Below are 24,860 nucleotides of genomic sequence, written 5' to 3' on the forward strand. Positions count from 1 at the left end.
GTGGCCGGTTGGCCGGGCGGTCATGACGGCATCTGTCCTGTCTCGGGGGAAATGCAGGGGGAGGTCGTGGGGGAGGCCGGAGTGGGATCGAGATCCGCGAGCGACCCGCCGGCCGAGCTGAGCCAGGCCCGTACGGCGGCGTCGTGTTCGCCGAGCGCCGGCGGCGGCTCCGCCGGGCGGACCAGGTCCTCGGAGTAGCTCACGGGGTGGCGCACCTGCGGCGCGCGGTCCGGCCGGGGGCGTACGGCCGGGGCCAGGCCGAGGCGCTCCGCCAGCTCGAACGCCTCGCCGACGTCCGCGACGCAGCCCGCGGGCACCTGCTCGGCGGTCAGCCGTTCCTGCCATTCGGCCGCGTCCGCGGTGGCGAGGAGGCGTTCGAGTGCCGCGACGAGGTCCTCGCGGTTGGCCACTCTGGCGGCGTTCGTCGCGAAGCGGTCGTCGGCGGCCAGTCCGGGCTCGCCGAGTACGCGGGTCAGCCGGGCGAACTGCCCGTCGTTGCCGCAGGCCACGGCGAGCAGGCCGTCCCGGCAGCGCAGGGTCTCGTACGGCGCGATGGAGGGATGGCGGTTGCCCATCCGCCCCGGCGGCACGCCGGTCTCCAGGTAGCCCTGTGCCTGGTTGACCAGCGCGGCGAGCAGGCTGGACAGCAGGTTCACCTCGACGTGGCATCCCCTGCCGGTGGTCGCCCGGGCGGCCAGCGCGGCCAGGACCCCGATGGCGGCGTCCTTGCCGGTCAGCACGTCGACCAGGGCCACGCCGGCCTTCGCCGGCTCCCCGTCGGCCGCGCCGGTGACCGACATGAGCCCGCCCACGGCCTGGACGATGAAGTCGTAGCCCAGCAGCCCGGCGCCGGCGCCCGCGCCGAAGCCGCTGATGGTGCAGTAGACGACCCCCGGGTTCGCGGCCGCCACCTGCGCGTAGCCCAGCCCGCGCCGGTCGAGCGCCCCCGGTCTGAAGTTCTCCACGAGCACGTCGGCGCGCCGGGCCAGCTCGCGGGCGAGCGTCAGGTCGGCCGGATCGTCCAGGTCCAGCGTGACGCTCCGCTTGGTGCGGTTCACGCTCTCGAAGTACGTCGAGGAGGTGGCCGTCAAGGAGGCGGCCGTTGAGGAGGTGGCCGTTGAGGAGGTGGCCGACCACGGCGGTCCCCACGAACGGGTGTCGTCCCCGGTGCCGGGGCGCTCGACCTTGACGACGGTCGCGCCCAGGTCGGCCAGGGTCATCGTGCAGGAGGGGCCGGCCAGCACGCGGCTGAAGTCGGCGACGAGCACGCCGTGGAGCGGACGGGTCACGACGCAAAACATACTAAATCGGATGTACGCGAAGCTTCCGGGCCGTCTTGCGGCCGTGGCCTTGCGTAAGTCATTCGCGAAGTTTCAAGCGTTAGGGTCGTTTTATGCGGGTTACCACCGACGCCGACGTACGACGGGTGTTCGACCGGATCGCGGATCGGTACGACGACCAGATGCGGGTCTGGGAGCGGCGCCTGTTCCCCGGCAGCCGGGAATGGGCCGTCGGGCAGGCGCGGGGCCACGTCGTGGAGATCGCGGTCGGCACCGGGCTGAACCTGCCGCTCTACGACGCCGCGACGACCACCGTGGTCGGGATCGAGTTGTCCGAGCGCATGCTGGACCTGGCGCGGCGGCGGGTGGCCCGGGACGGCCTCGGCGCGCGGGTGGAACTGCGGCAGGGCGACGCGCAGCGCCTCGACCTGCCCGACGGCATCGCCGACACCGTCCTGTCCACGTTCACGATGTGCACGATTCCCGACCCCGCCGCCGCGGCCCGTGAGGCCTACCGGGTGCTCCGGCCGGGCGGGCGGTTCGTGCTGGCCGAGCACGGGCCCGCCGGCAACCCGATCCTCCGGGCCGGGATGCGGCTGGTGGAACCCCTGTTCGTACGGTTCGAAGCCGACTATCTCACCCGCGATCCCCGGCCGTACCTGGAGCGGGCGGGGTTCGAGATCGAGTCGGTGACCCGGGCGGCGCGCGGCGTCAGCTTCCGGGTGCTGGCCGTACGACCCTGAAACGCCTATGGGTTTTAATCATTTGCCTAGTGCCATTAGGAATGACTAGCCTCGCCGCTCATGAGGCCGGTCACCGAGCACGAAGTGCGTACGTCGTTCATCAACTGTTCCAAGGGCGAGGCCAAGCGTCTCGACCTGCCCAGGGACCTCCCGGATCGTCCGTGGGAAGACCTCGACTTCCTCGGCTGGCGGGACCCGGGCGCACCGGAGCGGGCGTACGTGGTGGCGGAACGCGACGGCTCCCTCGTCGGGATCGCGCTCCGGGTGACCTCCGGCGTCTCGCGCGGCTTCACCTCCCGCAGCATGTGCTCACTGTGCCTGACCACCCACACCAGCGGCGGCGTGGCGCTGATGACCGCGCGCCGGACCGGCGAGGCGGGCCGTCAGGGGAACACCGTCGGGCAGTATCTGTGCACCGACCTCGACTGCTCTCTCTACCTGCGCGGCAGGAAGGAGGCTCCCGGGGCCGGGGTCGTCGAGGAGTCGTTGACCGTGGAGGAGAAGGCCGCCCGCACGAGAGCCAACCTCTACTCCTTCCTCGACCGGGTCGCGAACGGCTGACCGCCGGTGGGATCGGAGAGAATCGGCGATATGAACGCGAAGCCTGTCAACCTGACCGAGGCGCTGGCGTCGTTCGACGACGTCTACAGTCCGCGCATCGTGGCGCGGATGAACGACTACGACGTGAGAATCGCCCACACCCTGGGGGAACACGTCTGGCATGTCCATGAGGACACCGACGAGTTCTTTCTCGTCCTCGACGGCCGGTTCGACATCGCCATACGCGATGCCGCCGGTGTCGAAACGACGGTGGTGCTCCACAAGGGCGACACATTCGTCGTCCCCAAGGGCACCGAGCACAAGCCGTCGTCGCCCGGGGGGTCGATCCTGATGTTCGAGCCGTCGGGAACCCTGACGACCGGGGACCGCCACGAAGGGGACGTTCCGGCCAACGTGGACAGCACCACAGGCCACAATCTCCCCTGATCCGCCCCGTACGCCGTCCTCGCTCATGATGGGCGAGCCGTCGGCGGTCCCGGAGCCGGAGTGTCTCCGCCGGCGGCCTTGTCCTTTCTGCGCCCGCGCGCGATGAGCCAGAGGAGCCACGCCTGGAAGAGCCCGGCGGCGGTGATCGTGAGCAGGAAGATCTGCGGGCCGGGTGGGTCGTCCGGCAGTGATGCGAGCGGCAGGGACAGGAGGAGCAGTGATATCGGCGTGGTGACCGCGAAGAGAACGACTGCTTCCAGGCCCTGGCTGCCCGGCCTCTGCGTCGAGATCGCGACGTAGACGGTCGCGGCGACGACGATCAGCGCGTAGGGCCCGGCGATCGACGCGGCGAAGCCTCCGCGCTCATATCGGGAGACGTAGCGGGTCAGTGCTCGCAGCGGTCGCATGGTCCCCACTTTGACCGACTGCGGGCGCCATGTCCTGAGCGTGAATACTCAAGTGCCACTCAGTGCGTCACCGGGCGCGTCAGCCTGGTGCGGTGGAGGGGGCCGGGTGGTCCTGGTGTTCGTTGCGGATTAGTGTGCGGGTGCCGCGGTCGAGGAGGCTCGCGGTCACGGACAAGGCGATGAGCGCGGCGCCCGCCGTCAACGTCACCTGGGTGTTGAAGGCCGAGGCGGCGAGGGCCGTGACGGCGAGCCCGGCCGGCCGCAGGACGAAGGACCCCGCGTAGTCGAACGACGAGACCCGTGACAGCGACGAGTTGGGGATGTGCTGCTGGAGCGCCGTCTCCCACAGGGTGTTGGGGAAGGTGGTCGCGATCCCGGCCAGGAGCCCGCAGAGGATGAGCGGGATCGGCTCCGGCGCGACTCCGAGCACGACGATCAGCGGGGCCGCCGGCAGCATCATGAGCCGCCCGGTGAGCAGGAGGCGGCGCGGCCGGAACCGTACGGCGAGGGCGTTGCCCAGCACGTCGCCGATGCCGAGGCTCGCGGCGACCGCTCCCCAGAGCAGGCCGCCGTTGTCCGAGCCGGACAGCGACACCGGCCCCAGCACGTAGAGGAAGGAGTAGACGAAGTTGAAGATCATGAACATGGCGATGCCCGTCCAGACCCAGGATCGCTTCGCGACCTCCTGCCATCCGCCGCGGAAGTCGCGGAGGAAGCCGCCGCCCTCGGCCGCGGGCCGGGCGGGGACCGCCAGCCGGCGGAGGAACAGCAGGCTGCCCAGGAAGGTCAGCCCGTCGGCGACGAGCACCCAGCCGGCGCCGGCGAGGACCACCGCCAGTCCCGCGATCATCGGCCCGACGCTCACCGAGATGTTGCGGGTGAGCGACAGCAGGGCGTTGGCCTCCTGCAGCAGCCGCGAGGGCACGGTCTCGGCGACCAGCCCGACCGACGCGGGCATGAACAGGGCGCTCGCCGCGCCGGCGAGGCCGTGCAGCGCGATCATCGCCCACAGCGGCGGATGGCCCGTCAGCAGGAGCAGGCCGAACGTGATCTGCGAGGCCGCGCTGACGGCGTCGGACAGCACCATCAGGCGCTTGCGCGGCAGGCGGTCGGCCCACACGCCGCCGCCCAGCATGAAGACGATCTGAGCCGCCGAGTACGCCGCCAGCACCAGGCCGAGAGCGGCCGCGGAGCCGGTGGCCTCGAGCACGCCGAACGACAGCGCGACGGGTGTCAGGGCGCTGCCCACCGAGGAGAGGGCGCTCGCGAGGAACTGGTTGCGGAACTGCGTGAATCCGGCCAGTTCCGCGAGGTTGCGCCAGTGGACGGCGGCCATCAGAGGCCGGTCGGCTCGAACTCGACAACGTACTCCCGCATGACCCTCCGGGCGGCGGCGCGGACGCCGCGCTCGTCCGGCCCGGTCAGCCTGAAGCGCCCGGGCACGTGGAAGTAGCCGCCGGTCCCGTCGAAGACGTCCCCCGGCTCCGGCAGCACCTCCGCGTACACCTGGGGGACGATGCCCGTCATCGCCGTACGGCGGACCACCCGGCCGGGGCGGAGGGCGGGTTCGGGCATCACCACCCATCCGGCCGGGGCGTCGCCGAAGCGGGCGCCCGCCGACCGCAGCGGGATGCCCAGGACCGTACGGAAGCTCTCCGTCACCAGGTCGATGCCGTGGAGTTCCCGGTGGACATAGGGCACCTCGGCCCCGCCGGCGCGCATCCCCGCTTCGAGGAACACCAGACCGCCGTCGGGCCGGCGGATGATTTCGAGGTGGAAGCAGCCGGTCTCCAGGCCGAGAGCCGTGAGACACGCGACGGCGAACTCGCGAAGCTCGTCCCGCAGCGGGCCCGGGTCGAGCGTCGCCGAGCCGAGCGGCCTGCCCCGCAGGAAGTCCAGGGGCGTGTTGACGTAGCCGGAGACGCTCAGGAAGTGCGGCCGCCCTCCGGAGAGGACGCCGTCCGCGTGGTAGATCTCGGTGGAGACGAACTCCTCGCACTCGAACGCCGTGACGTCGAGACCGTCGAGCTCGGCCGCGAGTTCCTCCTCGTCGCGGATGATCCGCACCCCGACGGAGCCGGCCTCGGCCCGTGGTTTGAGGACGAGCGGGAAACCGATCCCGGCCAAGATCTCGGCGATCGTGGTGGAGGCGCCCAGCTCCATGAACCGGGGCACCGGCAGGCCACGTTTGGCCAGCCGCTCCTTCATCACGATCTTGTCCTTGAACGCCCGCACCAGGTCGGCGGCCGGTCCCGGGGCGCCGAACTCCTCGCGCAGCAGCGCCGCCGTCAGCACGTCGAACTCGGAGAGCGCGACGACCCCGTCGAACCGTCCGTACCGCTCGGCGAGGTCTCGCGCGGCCGGCACCAACGTCGCGAGCCGCAGGTCGGGAAGGGAGCTGACCCGGCCCGGCTCGACCGGGCCCAGCGCCGTCGTCCGCATGGGCAGGGTCACGTACGACAGGTCGCACGGCTGATCCGCGCAGTAGCGGAAATACTCGGCGTCGCTGTCGTCGTAGCGGTTGACGACGAGGTAGTGCGGGCGGTCCGGCATCGTCGTTTCCGTCGGTAGGAGTGACAGTCGGTAGGAGTGACAGTCGGTAGGAGTGACAAAGGACAGTGGCGAGGGTCAGGCCAGGGCGTACCGCGAGGTGGCGGGCAGGACCGGCACGAGGTCGCCGATGCTCATCGTGCCGAACCCCAGCGGACGCGTGGCCTCGCGCGGTGGCGTCGGGGCCGGGAAGTCCGCCAGCCGGGGCTCTCCCACACCGCCAAGATCTTCCCAGATGCGGCGGCTCAGCCGGGGCATGATCGGGAATCCGAGGACGCTCACGCCCTTCAGCCACCAATAGGCGCTCTCGTCGAGGTCCGGGACGCTCCGCCACCAGGCGTCGAAGGCCTCCAGCGCCCGGGAGGTCGCGACGACCGGGCCGTCCAGCGCCGACCGCTGCCGTTCCAGCAGCGTCTCCAGCCGGGTGAGCTGCCTGTCCGAGATCGCCTCCGGCACGGAAACCTCCGCGAGCCCGCGGCGGGCGCGTTCCAGCAGGGGTGTCAGACCGCCGGCCAGCCGCCGGTTGACCACCTCGACGAACGACTCCGGCTCCATGCTCTCCCGGCGCTCCTCCAGCCGGGTCCCGGCGAGGAAGTACCGTACGGCGTCGACGTCGACGTCCGGGGCGCCGGCGATGTCGGCGGCCCCGATGACGTGGCCCCTGCTGGTGGAGAACTTCTCCCCTTCGAGCCCGTAGAACTCGTTGATCAGCGTCCGGTCGTACGTCTTCATGTCCCCATGGAGCAGCGACGTGCCGACGATGCAGACGAGGGTGGGGACGACGTTGTCGACGCCGAGGCTGGTGACCGTGACGACGTCCGAGCCGGGGTCGAACGCGTTGACGCCGGTGCCGCTCAGTGAGCCGTGGACGGCGCCGGCCAGCCGGGCGAACATGAAGATCCCGGCGTACGGGAAGAGCGTCCGCGGCACGCCCGGATCCGCTTCGTCCAGCGGGATCCCCCAGCGTTCCGGGGCGCTGACGCGGACCATCCCGCCCTCGCGGCTCAGGTAGCGCCTGACCGTCTCCCGGTAGCGCGCCGGGACCCCGATGTCCGCCATCCGCGCCCCCAGGTCGCGGGGGTCCGCCGGCCGCAGGAACAGCGAGGTGATCTCCCGCCACTGGAGCGGGCCCACTCCGTTCGTGCCCTCGGGGTCGCGCAGATTCTCCGGGCGGAAGTGTCCTCCGCAGGCCTCGCAGAAGTAGCTGCCCGCCCCGGCGCCGCAGTCCGGGCACCGGCCGGCGAGCCAGGGGCCCACGGCGAACCGCCCCGCGGAGGGGCTGTAGGGGACCCGTTCGCGCAGCGTCGTCACCGCGCCCCGCTCCCGCAGCCGCCGGAGGCAGCCGGCCACCTCGTCCTCGAACGCCGTACGCCACGGCTCCTCGGCCGGGTTGACGAACGCGTCGAGGCCGATGTCCATCGCGGCCAGGTCCTCGGCGATGAGCGCGTGGTATTCGGCGGCGATCTCCCCTTCGGGGCGTCCGTCGACGGCCGACTTGAGCGTCATGTACGGCTCGTAGACGTCGATCCCGGTGATCGTGAGGGGCAGGTCGCCCCTCATCCGGGCGAACCGGCTGAGCATGTCCGATCGCAGGTAGGGACCGGCGATGTGGCCCAGATGGAGCCGTCCGTTGGGGGTCGGCTCGGGCGGGACCAGCAGGTAGTGGCGCGGGGGGAGGGTGCCCGCGCCGCGGATGAGGCCCGTGGAGTGAGTGCTCATTGGCGACCATTTCCAGATCGAGGGAGAAGGCTGAGAGCGCGTTCGGCGATCGCGGGCGCCAGGCGGAAGCCGGATCCGTTGCCGCCGACGGCGACCACGACGCCGGGGTGATCGGGCACCGGCTCGACCAGCGGCAGCCGGTCGGGGGTGTAGCCGTCGTAGAAGGCACGCCCGCCGCAGAGCGCGCCGGCCAGCGACGGAGCGTACCGGCGCAGCACGCGGAGCGCCTCGCTGTAATCCCCGCCGCTCAGGGCGGCCGGCCGGAGGACCGGAGAGCCGCCCCACTCCTGGGAGGTGAAGCTGAAGAGCCAGCGGCCGCTCTCCGGCTGCGGCAGCAGGAACGCGTCGTCGTCCTCGAAGATCAGCACGGGTGCGTCGTGGGCGGGCCGGAGGTCCAGGTGGAACGCGGCGACCTTCTTGATCCGCAGCCCGGCCGCCCGCATCCGCTCGCCGAACGGTCCGTGCAACGCCCACGGGCCGGTGGCGACGACCGCCGCACGGCACCGCGCGAGTGGCCGTCCGCCCTCGCCGGCCAGGAGAAATCCGTCCGCGTACGGCCGCAGGGAGGTGACCTCCTCGTCCTCCCGGACGGCGCAGCCGGGGCGGCCCCGCTGCTCGTCGAGGAGAGCGCGGGTCAGCCCGGCGACGTCGGCGCGCCAGGATCCGTCGGAACGGAGCAGGATCCGGTCGCCCGACGGGCGCAGCCCGGGGAAGACGCCGTCGAGGGCGTCCGGGCCGGCCTCCTCCAGGGCAGGACCGGCCATCGTCTCGCGGAGACGGCCGACGTTGTCGCGCGCCAGCAGCCAGAAGGTGTCGACGGGACGGACGGGCAGGCCGGGCCGCCCGGCCAGGAGCCGCCGGTAGAGGGCGGTGCTGCGCGCCGCGAGCTCGCGCTGCCGCGCGTCCCGCCCCGTCGGCACGTCGAGCCCCGCCGACAGATCCGTCGCGTTGAGCCCGTCCTGATCCAGGGGGAGCTGATCCACGGTGAGCAGGCGCAGTCCCGGCTGTCTCTCCAGGGCGAGATGGCCGGTCATCGCGCCGACGACACCGGCTCCGACGACCGCGAGGTCGAACTCCCGGACGGCGCCGGTCATCCGGTCGTGCCCCACCAGATCGACAGCACGGAGAGCGGGACGCCGCGGTCCGCCATCGCGACATGTTCGGCGAAGGGCGCGAAACCCAGCAGATCACCCTTGCCGACCTCGTACGGCCGGCCCTCGTAGCGCACGGTTCCGGTGCCGTCGAGGACCAGCCAGATCTCCTTCACGGCGTGGCTGTCGGGCGGCGTCGCGCCGCCGGGGGCCACCGTGAAGCGCGCCATGGAGAAGGGCCGGTCGCCGTCGAACGGCCCGAGGAGCGGCCCGAGGAGCGCGGCCCATTCGTCCAGCTCCTCGAACTCGCGCGGCAGCGCCTCGAAGCCGAGCCGGGGGAGGCTCATGTGTTGTACCTCCGGTAACCGAGAATCGCGTTGAGGATGACCGCGCTGCGCCACGCCAGCAGGCTGAGGTTGGGGTCGGCGATGCCCCAGGCGTGCCGGGCGCCGTTCTGCAGGAAGACGCGGCCGGAGGTCCGGAGGTCCAGCGACAGCGCGTAGTCGTCGCCGACCACGAGCCCGTCGGGAGTTCTGGCCAGGTGGGGAGCGAGCTCGCCCATGCAGTCCGGAAGGCGGTATTCGTACCCGGTCGCGAGGACGACGACGTCGGAGCGGACGACCGAGGCGTGCGGGCCCTTCACCTCCAGCTCCCAGCCGCCGGAGAGCGGGGCGCAGCCGGTGACCTCCGACCGGGGCATCAGGCGGAGCCAGTCCTTGCGGCCCAGCAGGCACTCGTGCCGGTAGCGCTCGCGGTAGACGTCCTGGAGCGTCGCGAGGTCGATCCCGTCGCTCGCGTACTTCTGCTCGGCCAGGAGCTCCCGCTTGTCGGGCCGCGGCAGCCCGTGGAACTCCCGCGCGTACGCCGGGAAGAAGTACTCGTTGGTGAAGGGGGAGTCGTCCATCGGGAGGAAGCCGGGCCTGCGGGTGATCCAGGTGATGCCGCGCGGCGGCTCGTCGAGACGCATGAGGTGGCGGACGATCTCCGCCCCCGACTGCCCGCCGCCGATCACCGCGACGGCGCGGCCGGGCAGTTCCCGAGGCCGTGACAGGAACTCCTCGGCGTGGAACACGTCGGCGCCCAGGTGGGGGCGCAGGAAGCCGGGGACGAACGGCGCCTGGCCGGTCCCGAGCACCACGTTCCGCGCCGCGACCTCGCCGCGTCCCGTGTCGAGGACGAAGTTCCCGGCACGGACGCGGACGCCGCGCACCTCCGCGCCGAACTCGATGGACGGGATGCTCCGGGAGGCCCACTGGAGATACTGGTCGAACTCGGCGCGCAGCACGGCCGGGAACTTCGCGGTGAGGAACTGGTACAACCTGCCCTCGCCGGCGAGGAAGGCGAGGAACGAGTAACGGCTGGTCGGGTCGACCAGCGTGACCAGGTCCTTGAACGGCGAGACCTGCAGGGTCGCCTCGGGCAGCAGCAGGCCCGGGTGCCAGGAGAAACCGGGGCGCGCCTCGAAGTGCGCGCTCCGCAGGTTCTCCACGTCGGCGCCGAGGGCCGCCAGGCTCAGGTTGGCCGGGCCGACGCCCACCGCCGCGTAGTCCAGGACGTCGCTCACGGGAGCACCGCCAGGTCGTCCAGGCTCTTCCAGAAAGCCAGGACGGCCTCATGCGACTCCGCGATGTAGCGCACGCAGGCGAGCCGCGAACGGCAGTCGCCGGTCTGGGGAACGGGCGTGCCGGGCGGGATGAACAGCTGCCTGCCGATGACCTCCGGCCGGCCGTCCAGCTCGTCCCACCCGCGGATCCCGCTGTGGGAGTCCAGGTCGTCGGCCGTGAAGAACCGCATGGCGGCGTACGGCGCGGCGGGCGGGCCGAACGCCGGCAGCTCCGCGGCGCCGACGCCCAGCCCCGCCGCGAGCATGACCGCGGCGAGATCGGTTCCGGTGACGAGCCGGATCAGCTCGGGGATCCCGTCGCCGGGCAGCCGGGCGCCGAGCTCCATCAGGACCGGGCCCTCGTCGCTCAGGCGCACTTCGCAGTGGAACGGCCCGGCGGTGACGTTCAGCGCCCGGACCACCTGGTCCGTGTACGCGATGACCTCGTTCGTCACGTCGTCCGGGAGGTCGGCCGGAGTCAGGTGCCCCAGCTCGACGAAACGCGGCTCGGCGCCGAGGACCTTCCCGGTGATCGCGACGACGGTGACCCGGCCGTTCTCGACGTAGCCGTCGGTGCTGACCTCCTCGCCCGCGACGTACCGCTCGACGACGACGGTGTGCCCCATCGGGCGGCCGAGGTCGAGCTCCCGGTCGCCGGTCAGGGCGGCGTACGCGGCGGCGAGCCGCGCCCAGTCGTCGGCCCTGCTCACGTGGATGCTGCCGGACGACTCCACCGGCTTCATGACGCACGGGAAGCCGACGGTCTCGGCCGCCGTACGCAGCTCCTCCAGCGAGGACGCCTCGGCGAAGCGCGGCGTGCGCAGCCCGGCGGCGGCGACCCGCTCGCGCATGCGCGCCTTGTTCCGTACGGCGTCCACGGTCTCCACGGGCAGGCCGGGCAGGCCCAGCCGCGCCGCGAGCCGGGCCGTCGTGGCCACGTAGAAGTCGCATCCCGGGAGCACCGCGGCGAGCGGTTCACGCTCGTGGTGCTCGGCGACCACGTCGAACAGCGTCCGCTCGTCGTTGGTGTCCACGGTGAGCACCACGGAGGCGAGCTTTCTCAGGTCGGGGGGGATCTCGCAGTCGCCCACGTCCTGCGAGGCGATCACGACTGTCATGCCGAGGTGGTGCGCGAGCCGGGCGACGTCTGCGCCGCCGGAGACCGGTTCTACGACGAGGACGGACGAGCCGACCGGATCGAACACGGACTGACCTCCACTTCCGGGTTCATGACTGCTTGACCGTAGTGTTGACTACCAGCTCCCCCTCTCCGATCACTATCCGCACGTCGATCGAGGCCAGCTCGCCGAGATTCCCCAGGTGCGTGCCGCCGCAGGGGATCCGTGCGTGACCGGGGGGCAGTTCGCAGCTCCACCAGCGGCGGGAGTTGATCCAGGGCCCCTCGGTGTCGATCGCGATCCGCCCGCCGCCGGCGATCCATTCCGACAGCCGGGCCGTGACGCCCTCGCCCACCGCGTCGAGCCGCCCGAGGAGGGCCTCCGCGTCGAATCCCGCCTTGCGGAGCGACTTGCCGAGGCGGTAACGGTCGACGCTCTCCCAGGGGGTGATGCTCGACCGGGTGATCGCCGTCTGGTCGAAGTCGGGGCTGCCGAGACAGTCCGTACGCGGGACCTTGCGCCACAGGTCGCGCAGCTCCATGTTCAGGGCGAGGGACATCAGGTGGCAGGCGGTGTGCGCGGCGCTCAGGCTCGACCGCCGTGCCACGTCCACCGCCAGGCCCACCTGTTCTCCGACGAGATCCGCCGCGTACCCGTCCGGCGGCGTCTCGAGAACGTGACCGACCATGAAGGACCAGCCCGGGTCCGTACGGCGGGCGGGGATCTCCTCCTCCCGGTACAGCGTGCCGTCCGGCCCGACCGCCATCGTGACGGCGTCGACGACGGCGTGCTCCCGCCGCCCGAGCGTCATGGCGCCGCGGTCGCCCGGCTGGTCGGGCCAGGTGTGGTCGAGCGGGTGGAACGGAGTCCGGTCGGTGGCGATCACGAACGGGCCCTCGTCGCCGGCGGCCTCCGCGAGGACGACGGTGGCCTCACAGGCGCTCACGCCCTGCGGGAAGAGGGCGACGGTGCTCGGGGCCGAGGTGGTTTCGCCCATGGCGCGGTCCTTGTCCTTGGATAAAGGGATCAGACGGCGAACGCGGTGTCGATGATACGGCCGCGCAGTCTTCGGTGTCCGGCGGAAGGAACGAGGTCCCGGACCACGCAGACGCGCTGGAGCCATCGGTCCCGGCCGTCGTACCTGGGAGTGAACTCCGAGCGGCCGTGGACGGCCCTGCGGTTGTCGACGATCAGCAGGTCTCCCGTGTCGAGGCACACCCACCTCCTGACCTCGTGGAGCACCGCGTGCAGCCGCTTCAGGGCGGCGTCCGCCTCGGGCACGATCCCCATCATGAGGTCGGGATCCACGGTGAGATAGGGATCGAAGGGGTCGCCGTAGAGCACGCGCAGCAGCGGCCCGTTGCCCTTCGTGCCGTGGGAGCTGCCGAACGAGTAGTCGATCCCCGTCCGGTAGAGGGGCTCGCTGAGGATCGCACGCTCACGGAGGCTCAACCGGGACAGGGCCATCCGCAGGCTGGCGCTGATCGTCCTGGCCGCCCCGTCGTGGTCGGGCCGCAGGCAGTGCAGCAGCACGTAGTCGGGCATGAAGGGGTGGAACGCCGTCTCGGTGTGGTAGTCGAGCAGGATCGAAGAGCTCTCGGAGGAGAGCTTCGCGGCGTTGTGGGGTGTCGGCACCACGTTCTGGAACAGGAGGCCGTTCTTCTCCTGGCGGTAGCCGATGGGCTCGCCCAGCGCCTGCGCGAAGGCCGCCAGCCACAGCTCGCTGAGCGGATTGGCGAAGCGGACGCGCGCCTTCGGGTCGGCGGGGGTGGGGGGAAGCCCGGGGTCCACGGGCAGGCCCTTCACCAGCAGGACGCCCGAGTCGGTGCCGTACTGACGGAACCGGCTCACCGCCTGCCTGACGACGCGCGGCATCTCGTGGAACCGCAGTTCGGCCTCGCGGAGGAACGCCTCCTCGTCGGTCTCCGAGTCGGGCAGGAACCCCTCGGCGAGCCCGGTGAACAGGTGGGCGTAGAGACCGGCGTCGACGACGTGCGGACCGGGCTCGTTCTTCAGGTTCTCGGTGGAGGAGAAGTCCCGGCCGGAGAACCGGTAGGCGCCGGTCACCTCGGCCGCCTGGTCGGCGGCCGATCCTTCGGACCGGCCGTCCAGCAGCCAGGAGAGCAGATTGAGCAGGAGCCGCGCGTTGTCCTCGCGGCCGAGGAAGGGACGCGCGAACATCTCGGCGTTGCCCACCACGGCGACCCTGCCCGCCCCGTGCCGCGCCGTCCCCAGGAAGATCTGCCCGTCCTTCTCCACCAGGCCGGTCAGCGGGAGGCGGGCGCTGACGGGCTTGGGCCGATAGAGATACGCCCGGGCGACGCCCTCCAGCGCGGGGTGCGTGCCGGTGACCCCGGCCGGGAACTGGTAGGGCCGCACATGGGGCTGCGCCGGATCCGCGGGGTCGCCGATCGCCAGATCGCCCGAGACGAACCCGAACGGGGCGGGGCCCCGGGGCGGCCGCGGCCACTCCCCGTCCCCGAGGATCAGCACCGCGCCCCCCTCCTGGACGTACCGGTCGAGGGCCTCGCACTCCCCGGGAGTGAAGACCGCTCCGTCGACGCCCGGAGCGGGGATCAGCACGAGGTCCAGGCCCTTGAGCGCGTCTCCTTGGAAACCGTTCTCGAGAGCGGCCACCGTTCCGCCGAGGAGGTCGACGGCCAATTCTCCGAGGTCGGCGACGACGCTGACTTCGGAGAAGTCGGCGGCCCGGCCGGCTCCCGATTTCCGCTGAATGTCGAACCTCCACACCGCAGCGTGCACCAGATCGATACCGATCACCATGCCGGATCCTCCAGGTGAGACTTCGCGAGGTGAGACTTCGCGTCCATCGGAGAGGCTAGAGGACGAAGTTCGGATTTCTGTACATTCCTCGTATAACGGGGGAAGCTCTCCGGTTCTGTCCCGGGCAGCCGTGCACGCCGCATATACGGCGCTTATACAACGGCCGACTAGCCTCGTGTTCCAGCACGTCGCCCGGAGGAAACCGTTGATGTCGATCGAAGAGCCCGCCGCGCGGAAGACGGACGCGCCGGCCGCATGGATGGCGGAGTCGGGTCTCGTCGTGGTTGCCGCCGTTTTCGGGCTTACTTTCGTCGTCATTCAGGACGCCATAGAAAACGTGCCGCCGTGGTCGTTCGTGGCTCTCCGCTTTCTGCTGGCGGCCGGTGTGGTGGCCGTTCCGTACGCCGCGCAGATCGGCCGGCTGCCGCGGTCGGGCTGGGGCTCCGGGGCGGGCCTGGGCCTGCTGCTGGTCGGCGGGTACGCATTCCAGACGATCGGCCTCGTGTACACCACCGCGTCCAACTCGGGCTTCATCACCGGTCTCTACATCGTGTTCACCCCGCTCATGGCCGCGTTGCTCCTTCGCCAGCGGGTCACCCGCTGGAGCGCCCTGTGCATCGGGGCCGCCGCCGTGGGCCTGCTGCTCCTCTCGGGCTACGGAGGGGCCTTCCACCCGCTGGGCGACGCGCTCACCCTGGGTTCGAGCCTCTGCTTCGCGCTGCACATCATCGCCATGGACAGGGCGGTCCGGCTTTTCCCCACGGGGGCTTTGGTCGCGGTGCAACTGGGGACATGCGGAGTGCTCGCCCTGTGCGTCGCACTGGTCAAGGAGGATTTCCGCCTGCCCGGCGAATGGGACGTCTGGGGCGCGATCGCGTTCACCGGACTGGCCGCCAGCGCCTTCGCCTATTTCGTTCAGGCGTACGCGCAACGACGCACCTCGCCGACCCGGGTGTCCGTCATCCTCGGGATGGAACCCGTCTTCGCCGGCGTCTTCGGATATTGGCTCGCCGGCGACCGTTTGACGCCGCTGGGCTGGGCGGGCGCCGCGACCATGGTGCTCGGCGTGCTTCTCATGGACGTCAAGCCGTCCCGCGCGTCGATGGGGTGGGTCCGGGGAATTTTCACAGGCCGCCCGCAGGCTTTTGACATAGTATTTACCCGCCATGGCCGGGGGAGAGCAGCATCCAGATCTGCGGTTCCGCATACTCGGGCCGCTGGAGCTGACAGCGAATGGCTCCCAGGTCGCCTTGAAGGGCCAGAAGGTTCGAACGCTCCTGGCCCTTCTGCTCTGTTGTCCGAACACCGCCGTACCGGATGATCGGCTGATCGACGGGCTGTGGCCGTCGGATCCGCCGCCGTCCGCGGCCGCGAACCTGCGCGCCTACATCCGCGGCCTCCGTACGACGCTGAGCGACCCGCACCGCATCACCCGCGCCGATCGCGGCTACCTCCTCCACGTACGGCCTCACGAGGTGGACGCCCTGCGGTTCTCCGCGCTGGTCGTCAGGAGCGAGGAACCGGCCGCCGGCGGCGACGTCGCGCAGGCGGCGGAGATCCTCCGCAGGGCCCTCGACGAGTGGACCGGCGTGCCCTTCGCGGGGCTCGACGACTGCCCCGCGCTGCGGGCCGAGGCCGCGGTGCTGGAGGAGCGGCGGTTCACCGCCGCCGGCCAGTGGGTGGAGCACGAACTCGCGCTCGGCCGGCACGCGGACATGATCCCCGTCCTGGTCCAGCTCGTCGAGGAGTTCCCGCTGCGTGAGTCGCTGCGCGGCCGGTTGATGGAGGCGCTGCACCGGTCGGGCCGCCAGGCGGAGGCGCTGCAGCTCTATCGGGACACGCGCGCCCTCCTCGTCGAGTCGCTCGGAATCGAGCCCGGCCCGCAGTTGCGGGAAAAGGAACAGGCGATCCTGCGGGAGGCCGTGTCGCCGGGCGAGGAACCCGCCGCCGCCTCCCCGCGCCCGTGTAACCTCCCGGCCGACACCCCCGACTTCACCGGCCGGGCCGAGGAGATCGGGCGGATCACCCGCTGGCTGACCTCCGGTGACCGGGTCGGCCCGTCGATCGTGGCGGTGTCCGCCCGCGGAGGCGCGGGCAAGACCACCCTGGCCGTACACGTCGCCCACCGGTTGCGGGAGGACTTCCCGGACGGGCAGATCTTCGTGCCGCTCCGCGGGGCCGAGGCGGCGCGCCGCATCCCGCCGGGCGTCGCGCTGGCCGGTTCGCTGCGCACCCTGGGGGTGCCCGACCACCGGCTGCCCGAGCACATCGAGGAGCGCAGCGCGATGCTCCGGGAGGTGCTGTCGGAGCGACGTGCGCTGCTGATTCTCGACGACGCCGCGGACGAGAGCCAGGTGATGCCGCTCATCCCGGGTACGAGCGGCTGCGCCGTCCTGATCACGAGCCGGCACCGCCTCACGGCCGTTCCGGGCATACGGCGGCTCGAGCTCGAGTCCTTCACCGAGGAGCAGGCGATCGACTTCCTGCAGCGGATGCTCGGCGACGACCGCATGAGGAGCAGCCCGGAGGCCGGCGCGAGGCTCGTCCGCCTGTGCGGGCGTCACCCGCTCGCCCTGCGCATCGCGGGCGCGCGGCTCGCCGCCCGGCCGCACTGGCCCGTACGCCGCATGGTCGACCGGCTGGCCGGAGAGCACCATCGGCTCGACGAACTCGTGCACGGCGAACTGGACGTGCGCGCCAACCTGATGCTCTCCTACGCGGCGCTGGGGCCGCGGGCCAGGCTCCTTCTCATGCTGCTCGGCAGTCTCGACCTCGTCGAATACGAGGAATGGGCGGCGTCGGCGCTGCTGGACTGCCCGCTCCGGGAGGCCGAGGACCTCCTGGACCAGCTCGCCCACAGTCATCTGGTCACCGTGGCGACCGGAGACCACAGCCAGCCCCGGTACGGCCTGCACGATCTGGTCCGCATCTTCGCCCGGCAGCAGGCGCAGGCGCAGCTTCCCGACGACGAGGTGCGCGCCGCGCTGGAGCGGGCCATCGCGGCACTGCTGACGGTGACCGAGTACGCCCACACCCAGCTCGCCGGCCACGACCATCTGGTGCTGCACAGCACGGCCCGGCGCCGGCCGATGACGGAAGAGCACCTCAGGGAGATCGTCACCGATCCCGTGACCTGGTGCGAGGCCGAACTGCCGAACATCCAGGGAGCGGTCCGGCAGGCGGCGCACCTGGGTTTCGACGACCTCTGCTGGGATCTCGCGGTGACCGCCGCGCCCCTCCTGGAGGTCCGCAAACACCACGACGAGTGGGAGCAGACGCACGAGATCGCCCTCGACGCCACCAGGGCCGCCGGCAACCGCCGCGGCGAGGCGGTCATCCTCGCCGAGCTCGGCGAGCTCAGCCTGCACCGGCACGACTACCGTGCGGCGGCGAACTTCATCGGGCAGGCCGCCACGATCTTCACGGCGTTGCGCGACCGGCACGCCGAGGCCATCACCGAGCACAAGCTGGCCGTACTCGACCGGCTCGGGGGGCGGCTGCACGACGCCCTCTCCCGCGCCAAACGCAGCGCCGCCGCCCTCAGCGCCCTCGGCGACGTCGGCAACGAAGCACTCGTGCTCCGCCAGGTCGGGCAGATCCATCTCCAGCTCGGCAACCACGAAGAGGCACGGATCAACCTGGAGCAGGCCCTGCGGATGGCGCAGAAGGCGCAGGGCGCCCGCCTGGCCCAGCAGGTGAACTACCGGCTCGGCGAGCTCAGCCTGGAGTGCGGCGAACCGGCCGAAGCATTACCCCGGTTCGAGCGCGTCCACGAGTTCTGCCAGACCATCGACGACCAGGTCGGCATGGCCCACGCCCTGTACGGGATGGGCCGGGCGTGGGCCGCCCTGACGCGATGGGACACCGCGCACCGCACTCTCACGCTCGCGCTGGCGCATGCGAGGGCGGCGGGGGAGCGGATCGTCGAAGCCGACGTGCTCCACCACCTCGGACGGGTCGCTCGCAGCCGGGGGAGAACGGAAGAGGCGGCCGAGTCCTTCGCCCTCGCCGAGGCCATCTGGCGGAACCTCGGCATCACCCCCACCTGGCTCGGCGAACCCGAAGCCGCGGCCCACCCCTGACGGGCGAAGGACCTATAGGCGGCATATCGCATGGCCGAAAACGGTCTTGTGTTCGAAATCATTGTCGCTTACGTTAAAAAAACCGCACACGTAATCGACAACGATCGAGTCACGTCTGGTTGCACGGACGTGTGGCAGAAGAACCTCATCGACCTGGCACCGCGCCTGTTCAAGCGCTAGGTAAGCCCGTCGAGGCGGCACCGCCGGGGCGTGGGCGTTCCCGGCCGATCGGTCGGCCTCAGCGGCGACGCATGACCCTTGTGCGCAGCGATCTCGGAGGGGAAATCATGTCAGCGAAGACGAAAAGGTTATTCGCCACCACAGCAGTGCTCACCGCCGCGTGCGTGCTCGCCGCCTGCTCCTCCGGCGCGGGAAGCGAAAGCAACGCGGGTGCGAGCAACAGCGGAAACGACGCGACCGGAAACGACGCGACCGGAAACAGGGCGAGCAACTGCACGAACACGATCGCCAAGAAGGACCTGCCGGTCGTGACCTTCTGGGGCTGGTATCCCAACATGCGGCTCGTCGTCGACAACTTCAACAAGCAGAACAACGAGGTCCAGGTCTGCTGGACCAACGTCGGCCAGGGCGGTGACGAGTACGACAAGTTCCAGACGGCCATCTCGGCGGGCACCGGCGCGCCCGACGTGATCATGATCGAGGCGGACCGGATCCCGACCTTCCAGATCCAGAAGGCGCTCATCGACATCAAGGAGTACGGCTACGACGCTGTCAAGGACAACTACGGCCCGGGCGCGTGGAAGGACGTCTCGATCGGCGGCGCGGTCTACGGCGTGCCGGTCGACGGCGGGCCGATGGCGATGATCTACCGGAAGGACGTCTTCGACAAGTACGAGATCACGCCCCCGAAGACGTGGGCCGAGTACGAGCAGGCGGCGCGGAAGGTGAAGGACGCGGGGGGCCCGCTGTTCGGCGACCTGGGCGCGAACGTGCCGGCCGTCATGATGGCGCTGCAGATCCAGAAGGGCGCGACTCCGTTCACCTACGACCCGGCGCGGCCCGAGTCGATCGGTGTCGCGCTGAACGACCAGGGGTCCAAGGACGTGCTGGACTACTGGGGGAACCTCGCGCGGAAGGGCCTGGTCGGGACGCAGGACCAGTTCACGCCGGAGTACATCTCCGGTGTGGTCAACGGCAAGTACGCGACGTACATCTCGGCGGCCTGGGCGCCCGGATATCTCACCGGCGCGGGCGTCGGCAAGGGCAAGGACACCGGCAAGTTCGCGGTGGCGCCGCTGCCGCAGTGGGATCCCGCCAACCCGGTGCAGGTGAACTGGGGCGGGTCGGCCTTCTCCGTGACGAGCCAGGCGAAGAACCCCGAACTCGCGGCGAAGGCGGCGTACGGCCTCTACGCCGACGACGAGTCGCTCACCGACGGCTGGACCAACCAGATCATCTTCCCGCTGAACCTCAAGGCGCTCGACGATCCCGAGTTCGTGGACCTGAAGGTGTCGTTCTTCGACGGCCAGCAGGCGAACAAGGAGGTCTACGTCCCCGCGGCGAACGCCTACAAGGGCATGACCTACAGCCCGTTCGGCCAGTACTACTTCGATGCCATGACGAAGCAGATCGGTGCGGTCATCGAGGGCTCCGTCACCGGTGCGCAGGCGGCCGACCGCGTCCAGGAGGACGTGGCGAACTACGCCAAGGAGCAGGGCTTCACCGTCCAGTGACAACACGGGCCGACCCGTCGGCATCGACCTCCCGGAGCCCAAGATGACCCTCCTGATCGAGGAGAGCGCGACGAGCACCCAAGAGAAAGCGCCCAAGGCGCTTGGCAAGGTGCGTCTCCGTGAGCACCTGATGGGGTGGCTCTTCGTCGGGCCGTTCGGGCTCGTCTTCGTGGCGCTTCTCATCGCGCCGCTCGCGTACGCGCTGTACCTCAGCCTCTTCCGCAAGAAGCTGATCGGCGGCACCAGCTTCGTCCTGTTCGACAACTACGTGAAGGCGTTCACCGACCCGAGCTTCCTCTCCGGGGCGTGGTTCGTCGTCCGCTTCTCCCTGGTCGCCATCCCGCTGCAGATCGTCGTCGCGCTCGCGATGGCCCTCATTCTGGATGCCGTCACATCTGCGTTCGCCCGGTTCTCGCGGTTGATGATTTTCCTTCCGTACGCGATTCCCACGGTCATCGGGGCGGTGATGTGGGGGTTTCTGTACAGCAGGAGCTTCGGGCCGCTCTCCGGCGTCTTCGGGTTGTTCGGCGCCACCGCGCCCGACTTCCTCGGCGGCGATCTGATCTTCTACGGCCTGGTCAACGTCGTCACCTGGCAGTGGGCCGGTTACTACATGATCATCCTGTACGCGGCGCTGCAGGGCGTCGACCCGGCGCTCTACGAGGCGGCCCGCATGGACGGCGCCGGCGGCCGGCAGATCGCGCTGCGGATCAAAATCCCGTTGATCGCCCCCGCGCTGCTCCTGATCCTGGTCTTCGCACTCATCGGCACGCTGCAGTTCTTCAACGAACCACAGTTCCTGCGCTTCCTCGCGGCCGGCACGATCGGACCGGACTTCACCCCCAACATGTACGCCTACCAGCAGGCGTTCGCGCTCGCGAACTTCAACTACGGGTCGGCGATCTCCTTCGCCCTCGGCGGGATCGTGTTCGCCGGCGTCTACGCCTTCCTGTTCCTCACCCGCAAGCGGAGGAGCTTCCTGCGATGACCGGCCGTTCCGGCGCGCGCCGCCCGCCACGACGCCACCTGCCCCTGCAGGTGCTTCTCGGCTTCCTGGTCGTCTACTTCCTCGTGCCGTTCTGGTGGGTCGTCGTCAACAGTTCCAAGGACGCCCCCGGCCTCTTCGGCGGCGGCAACACCCTGTGGTTCGGCGACCGGGCCGACTACTTCGGCAACCTCAGGCAACTGTTCACCTACGACGGCGGCATCTACGGCAGGTGGATCCTCAACTCCACGCTGTACGCGTTCGCGGGCGGGATCGGCGCCACGATCCTGGCCGTCATGGCCGGCTACGGATTCGCCAAGTACAGGTTCGCCGGCAGACGCCTCAGCTTCTCCGTCCTGCTCGGCGCGTTGATGGTGCCCGCGACGGCCCTGGTGATCCCCACCTTCGTGATGTTCTCCGGGCTCGGCCTGACGAACACGATATGGGCGGTGATCCTGCCGTCGCTGCTCAACCCGTTCGGCGTCTACCTGATGCACGTGTACGCGCGCGACGCGGTTCCCGACGAGATCCTGGACGCGGCGCGGGCCGACGGCGCGGGGGAGGTGCGGACGTTCCTCCAGGTCGCGCTCCCGCTGATGCGGCCCGCCGTGGTCACCGTGCTGCTCCTGTCCGCCGTGGCGTCCTGGAACAACTACTTCCTGCCCGTCGCCATGCTCTCCGACAACCGCCTCTTCCCCGTCACCGTCGGGCTCGGCCTCTGGCAGGGAATCGCCTCCGCGAACAACGCGGGAACCACCTCCCTCTGGAGCCTGATCATCCTGGGCGCGCTCGTGTCGGTGATCCCGCTCATCGTCGCCTTCTTCACCCTCCAGCGGCACTGGCGCGGCGGCCTGTCCGTCGGAGGACTGCGCTGACGCGCGTGAACCGGCGCCGTGTACGTGGCGTCTTCTTGATCATGACGCGTACGCGCTGGGTCCCCCTCATCACGGCCGTCGCCGTTCTGGTCGTGGCGGGGTCGCTGTGGTGGATCACCACCGAGGACGACCGCCGGCTCGACGGGCACATACGGCAGGCTCTCGAAGCCTATGAGCAGGCGTTCGTGAAAGAGGGGGCGGGGGCCACTCCGACACCCCTGCGGCGGAACGGGTACGCCCCCCTTCTCGGCGTCCCGTCCGTCGAGAAGGTGACCGTCCACGAGGACGATCGGACGCTCACCGCCGAGTTCACCGGTTATCGGACGACCGGGCCCTGCGGCGCGGACTACACCGCCCGAGCCGTCGAGTCCGCGCACGCCGCCCTGATCGTGGTGGAGGAGCATCCGCACGAGAGGGGAGCTTCCTGGGATTGCCCGGATGTGGGATACCTCAGGCAGGTGATCGTACGGCTCGGCCGTCCCCTGGGTGATCGTGCGGTGCTGGAGGCCATGCGCGGGTTGCCCGTTCCCGTCGATCCCAGGTTCCGGCGGCCGTACGGCGCGGCGGAGAGGGCCCCGGTCGACGGTCGAGACGTGGCCGCGGTCATCGCGCGGACCCTGAGCGAGGGCGGGCACGCCGGCGGCGACTACGTCCTGACCGGCCCGGAGTCACTCACGCAGGCCGAACAGATACGCATCATCGGGGACACGCCATCGTTCACCGGGAATTTCACCCGATAAGTTGACCATTACGGGCAGGCAGGGGTCGGGGCTCCGTCAGGCAATCGTGATTCCCTCGCGATTCGCGGCTGACCGTCGTCCGTTCCGGCGTGCACCGGCGAAGCTCACCTTCCGAGGAGGAGAAGAACGAGCCAACCGGCCGGACATATCGACCAGCCGCACCAGAACGACAAGCGTGAGAGGGCTGCTGACGTGGTCGGCTGTGTCCGTCTCAGCATCATCGTGGAGATGGCGGCTCCCAGCACCCCGATCGCCAGGAAGGCGAGCGGCACATACCAGGCAAGAATCGGAATCAGGTAGAGGCTGAGCGCGAATCTGAAGAGAACGAGGGCCACGGCAACGTAAATGACGAGAACCGTGACCACACCCGCCAGGACCCATAACACCTGTCTTACGGATACCTTCATGATCGGATGATCCTCGTGTCCAAAGGGGGCCGCAAGACCAGCAGAGGCGGAAATCGGCGCTCATACAGGGCATCCACGCATTCGCCGAGCTGACAGCATGGATTCGATTCCCGTTGCCGGTATGAGCGACTGTGGCTGCCGCTCGTCGCCTGCCTTTAGGCTCGTCCGATGCCCCGTGCACTCATCCTCGGCGGAACCGGCATGCTCGGCCGGGCCACCGCGCTCCGCCTCCTGGCCGCCGGATGGCGGGTAACCGTCACCGGTCGCAACCCCTCCAACATGCCGTCCGAGGTCGCCGTCGCCGGGGCCGGATTCGTTCCGGCGGACCGCGCCGACGTGGGCCGGCTTCGGGCCGCCCTCGCTGACGGCGTGGAGCTGCTCGTCGACTGCGTCTGCTACACCGCCGCCGACGCGCGACTCCTGCTTCCGTTGGCCAAGGACGCCGACTCGACAGTGCTCATCTCCACCAAGGCCGTCTATGTCGACGCCCACGGCAATCATCCCAACTCCGACGTCGAGCCGCGGTACGACGGGCCGATCCGTGAGACCCAGGCCACCGTGGCTCCCAGCGACATCGACCACAACCCCGTGGGACTCGACGCAGCCGGTCGTGCTCGACATGTCGGCCGCCATGGAGCTCGGATACCGGCCTGCGGGGGACTACGCGACGACGGTCGCCGCCGAGGTCGACTGGCTCGTCGACGCCGTACGGAACGGTGACCGGACGGGCATCCTGCCCGAGGCGGGAGACCCGCGTTTCAGCCGATTCTTCGACTACGCGGCCGAAGACTGGTATCTCGCAGGACCCCGACGCCGGTCCTGAGACAGGCGGAGATGGGCGGCCACCTCGGCGATGGGCACGCCCAACGGGGCCCTGACGCAAGCGAGATCGCAAACGTAGACTCGGTGACCGCCGTCCGAACGGGCACACAGCGGACACGCCTGGCGGACGGTGCGAGGAGACCGATCGACTCTCGCCAACGGACCCCAGCGGCGGGAGGATGAGGAGTAGGATAAAGAGTATGAGCGAGCCCACCGGTAAGTATTCGATCACCATGCCGCGTGACATCGCCGAAGCCGCCCGATCCCGGAGTGGTCCCTCCGGGCTGTCCGCCTATGTCGCCGCCGCCGTCGCCCGCCAGATCGAGCGCGACAACCTCAGTGAACTCATTCAGGTCGCCGAGGCCGAGCACGGCCCCGTCACCGACGACGAGGTCCAGGCACTACGCGACCAACTCCACCGGGCCCGGCAGGGACAGGGCAATGGTGGGGCGGCTGCGTGACCCGTTCTCTCGCCGTTCCGGGCGGCACTCTCGTCCTCGACAGTGAAGGACTGGCCAAGGCCGTCCTGCGCGACCGGGCGGTCACCGCATGGCTCTCTCTCGCCCGTGCTGACGACCTCCGGGTCATCACCTCTGCCGCCACTCTCGTCGAGGGGGTCCACCCTCGCGTCAACCGGCCGGCTCTGGAGTGGACGCTGTCCCGCCTTGTCATCGAGCCGGTCACCGAGCCAATCGCCCGCCATGCCGCCACTCTTCTGTCCAACGCCGGCTTGCACGGGCACAAGTACGCCATCGATGCCATGCTCAGCGCCACCGCCCTCGCTGCCCCAGGTCCCGTCACGGTCCTCACCTCCGATCCCGAGGACCTCGCTGCCCTGTGCGGTGTGCGCGTGACTGTCATCAAGGTTTGAGTCGTGATCCTGTCCCGTTGGTTCTGGCAGGGTAATCATGACGCAAATGGCACGCGGAGATCGATGCCATCAAAGCCACAAGTGCCGAATCCATCGGTCTAC

The 24,860-nt window shown here is 70.2% G+C and carries 24 protein-coding genes; 12 read left to right on the forward strand and 12 right to left on the reverse strand.

Annotated elements, in window-relative coordinates; genetic code table 11:
* Positions 1-20: 20 nt before the first annotated feature.
* Entirely contained in the window at positions 21-1,289 is a 1,269-nt protein-coding gene (locus OG344_RS12885) for a CaiB/BaiF CoA transferase family protein (protein ID WP_405088425.1), read from the reverse strand.
* A 104-nt stretch (positions 1,290-1,393) separates the two neighbouring features.
* Here OG344_RS12885 and OG344_RS12890 point away from each other — a divergent pair, with 104 nt between their 5' ends.
* From OG344_RS12890 to OG344_RS12900, 3 genes are read left to right on the forward strand one after another with little or no spacing between them, the layout of a single operon-like run.
* Positions 1,394-2,023 (forward strand): class I SAM-dependent methyltransferase, encoded by a 630-nt coding sequence (locus OG344_RS12890; protein ID WP_405088426.1) that lies wholly within the window; start codon positions 1,394-1,396, stop codon positions 2,021-2,023.
* Between the two features lie 60 nt (positions 2,024-2,083).
* Positions 2,084-2,584 (forward strand): FBP domain-containing protein, encoded by a 501-nt coding sequence (locus tag OG344_RS12895; RefSeq protein WP_405088427.1) that lies wholly within the window; start codon positions 2,084-2,086, stop codon positions 2,582-2,584.
* A 30-nt stretch (positions 2,585-2,614) separates the two neighbouring features.
* Positions 2,615-3,010: a cupin domain-containing protein gene (locus tag OG344_RS12900; RefSeq protein ID WP_405088428.1), complete on the forward strand. Its 396-nt coding sequence runs from the start codon at positions 2,615-2,617 to the stop codon at positions 3,008-3,010.
* 23 nt (positions 3,011-3,033) lie between these two features.
* Here the strand turns inward: OG344_RS12900 and OG344_RS12905 are convergent, their stop codons facing one another.
* The 10 genes from OG344_RS12905 to OG344_RS12950 form a co-directional block, all read right to left on the reverse strand.
* On the reverse strand, positions 3,034-3,417 hold the full coding sequence (locus tag OG344_RS12905; protein ID WP_405088429.1) for an SCO4225 family membrane protein: 384 nt from the start codon (positions 3,415-3,417) through the stop codon (positions 3,034-3,036).
* A gap of 79 nt (positions 3,418-3,496) precedes the next feature.
* Positions 3,497-4,753, reverse strand: a complete 1,257-nt coding sequence (locus OG344_RS12910; protein WP_405088430.1) for an MFS transporter — start codon at positions 4,751-4,753, stop codon at positions 3,497-3,499.
* On the reverse strand, positions 4,753-5,970 hold the full coding sequence (locus OG344_RS12915) for an acetyl-CoA carboxylase biotin carboxylase subunit family protein (protein ID WP_405088431.1): 1,218 nt from the start codon (positions 5,968-5,970) through the stop codon (positions 4,753-4,755). Before OG344_RS12915 ends, OG344_RS12910 begins: the two co-directional genes overlap by 1 nt.
* A 75-nt stretch (positions 5,971-6,045) precedes the next feature.
* Positions 6,046-7,686 (reverse strand): class I tRNA ligase family protein, encoded by a 1,641-nt coding sequence (locus OG344_RS12920; protein WP_405088432.1) that lies wholly within the window; start codon positions 7,684-7,686, stop codon positions 6,046-6,048.
* Complete coding sequence (locus OG344_RS12925; RefSeq protein ID WP_405088433.1) at positions 7,683-8,795, reverse strand: NAD(P)/FAD-dependent oxidoreductase; 1,113 nt, start codon at positions 8,793-8,795, stop codon at positions 7,683-7,685. Before OG344_RS12925 ends, OG344_RS12920 begins: the two co-directional genes overlap by 4 nt.
* Positions 8,777-9,124 (reverse strand): cupin domain-containing protein, encoded by a 348-nt coding sequence (locus OG344_RS12930; RefSeq protein WP_405088434.1) that lies wholly within the window; start codon positions 9,122-9,124, stop codon positions 8,777-8,779. Before OG344_RS12930 ends, OG344_RS12925 begins: the two co-directional genes overlap by 19 nt.
* Positions 9,121-10,341 (reverse strand): lysine N(6)-hydroxylase/L-ornithine N(5)-oxygenase family protein, encoded by a 1,221-nt coding sequence (locus OG344_RS12935; protein WP_405088435.1) that lies wholly within the window; start codon positions 10,339-10,341, stop codon positions 9,121-9,123. Before OG344_RS12935 ends, OG344_RS12930 begins: the two co-directional genes overlap by 4 nt.
* A complete protein-coding gene (locus OG344_RS12940; protein ID WP_405088436.1) occupies positions 10,338-11,585 on the reverse strand; it encodes an acetyl-CoA carboxylase biotin carboxylase subunit family protein in 1,248 nt (415 codons plus the stop codon). Before OG344_RS12940 ends, OG344_RS12935 begins: the two co-directional genes overlap by 4 nt.
* Positions 11,586-11,607: 22 nt before the next feature.
* Positions 11,608-12,495, reverse strand: a complete 888-nt coding sequence (locus OG344_RS12945; RefSeq protein ID WP_405088437.1) for a metal-dependent hydrolase — start codon at positions 12,493-12,495, stop codon at positions 11,608-11,610.
* Positions 12,496-12,524: 29 nt separating this feature from the next.
* Positions 12,525-14,282 carry a TauD/TfdA family dioxygenase gene (locus OG344_RS12950; protein ID WP_405088438.1) on the reverse strand — a complete coding sequence of 586 codons (1,758 nt, stop codon included), beginning with the start codon at positions 14,280-14,282 and terminating at the stop codon, positions 12,525-12,527.
* A gap of 208 nt (positions 14,283-14,490) precedes the next feature.
* Here OG344_RS12950 and OG344_RS12955 point away from each other — a divergent pair, with 208 nt between their 5' ends.
* The 6 genes from OG344_RS12955 (at position 14,491) to OG344_RS12980 (ending at position 22,658) form a co-directional block, all read left to right on the forward strand.
* Positions 14,491-15,603, forward strand: coding sequence for a DMT family transporter (locus OG344_RS12955; RefSeq protein ID WP_405088439.1), 1,113 nt, complete (start codon positions 14,491-14,493; stop codon positions 15,601-15,603).
* Positions 15,533-18,364, forward strand: coding sequence for a BTAD domain-containing putative transcriptional regulator (locus OG344_RS12960; RefSeq protein ID WP_405088440.1), 2,832 nt, complete (start codon positions 15,533-15,535; stop codon positions 18,362-18,364). The genes OG344_RS12955 and OG344_RS12960 overlap by 71 nt, the downstream gene beginning before the upstream one ends.
* A gap of 287 nt (positions 18,365-18,651) precedes the next feature.
* Positions 18,652-20,058, forward strand: a complete 1,407-nt coding sequence (locus OG344_RS12965) for an ABC transporter substrate-binding protein (protein ID WP_405088441.1) — start codon at positions 18,652-18,654, stop codon at positions 20,056-20,058.
* A gap of 43 nt (positions 20,059-20,101) precedes the next feature.
* Complete coding sequence (locus OG344_RS12970; protein ID WP_405088442.1) at positions 20,102-21,046, forward strand: carbohydrate ABC transporter permease; 945 nt, start codon at positions 20,102-20,104, stop codon at positions 21,044-21,046.
* On the forward strand, positions 21,043-21,918 hold the full coding sequence (locus OG344_RS12975; protein ID WP_405088443.1) for a carbohydrate ABC transporter permease: 876 nt from the start codon (positions 21,043-21,045) through the stop codon (positions 21,916-21,918). Before OG344_RS12970 ends, OG344_RS12975 begins: the two co-directional genes overlap by 4 nt.
* Positions 21,919-21,959: 41 nt before the next feature.
* Positions 21,960-22,658 (forward strand): hypothetical protein, encoded by a 699-nt coding sequence (locus tag OG344_RS12980; RefSeq protein ID WP_405088444.1) that lies wholly within the window; start codon positions 21,960-21,962, stop codon positions 22,656-22,658.
* A gap of 104 nt (positions 22,659-22,762) precedes the next feature.
* Here OG344_RS12980 and OG344_RS12985 read toward each other — a convergent pair whose 3' ends face one another.
* A complete protein-coding gene (locus OG344_RS12985) occupies positions 22,763-23,065 on the reverse strand; it encodes a hypothetical protein (RefSeq protein ID WP_405088445.1) in 303 nt (100 codons plus the stop codon).
* A gap of 168 nt (positions 23,066-23,233) precedes the next feature.
* Between OG344_RS12985 and OG344_RS12990 the strand changes: the two genes are divergently transcribed.
* The 3 genes from OG344_RS12990 to OG344_RS13000 all read left to right on the forward strand — a co-directional run bounded on the left by OG344_RS12990 (position 23,234) and on the right by OG344_RS13000 (position 24,758).
* The gene (locus tag OG344_RS12990; RefSeq protein ID WP_405088446.1) at positions 23,234-23,785 is read left to right on the forward strand and encodes an NAD-dependent epimerase/dehydratase family protein; all 552 of its coding nucleotides are present in this window, start codon (positions 23,234-23,236) and stop codon (positions 23,783-23,785) included.
* A 302-nt stretch (positions 23,786-24,087) separates the two neighbouring features.
* Entirely contained in the window at positions 24,088-24,348 is a 261-nt protein-coding gene (locus tag OG344_RS12995; protein ID WP_405088447.1) for a CopG family transcriptional regulator, read from the forward strand.
* Positions 24,345-24,758, forward strand: coding sequence for a type II toxin-antitoxin system VapC family toxin (locus OG344_RS13000; protein WP_405088448.1), 414 nt, complete (start codon positions 24,345-24,347; stop codon positions 24,756-24,758). Before OG344_RS12995 ends, OG344_RS13000 begins: the two co-directional genes overlap by 4 nt.
* The last annotated feature ends 102 nt before the right edge of the window (positions 24,759-24,860 follow it).

It is taken from the genome of Microbispora sp. NBC_01389, assembly GCF_045040095.1.
In the GTDB taxonomy this organism is placed as follows: domain Bacteria; phylum Actinomycetota; class Actinomycetes; order Streptosporangiales; family Streptosporangiaceae; genus Microbispora.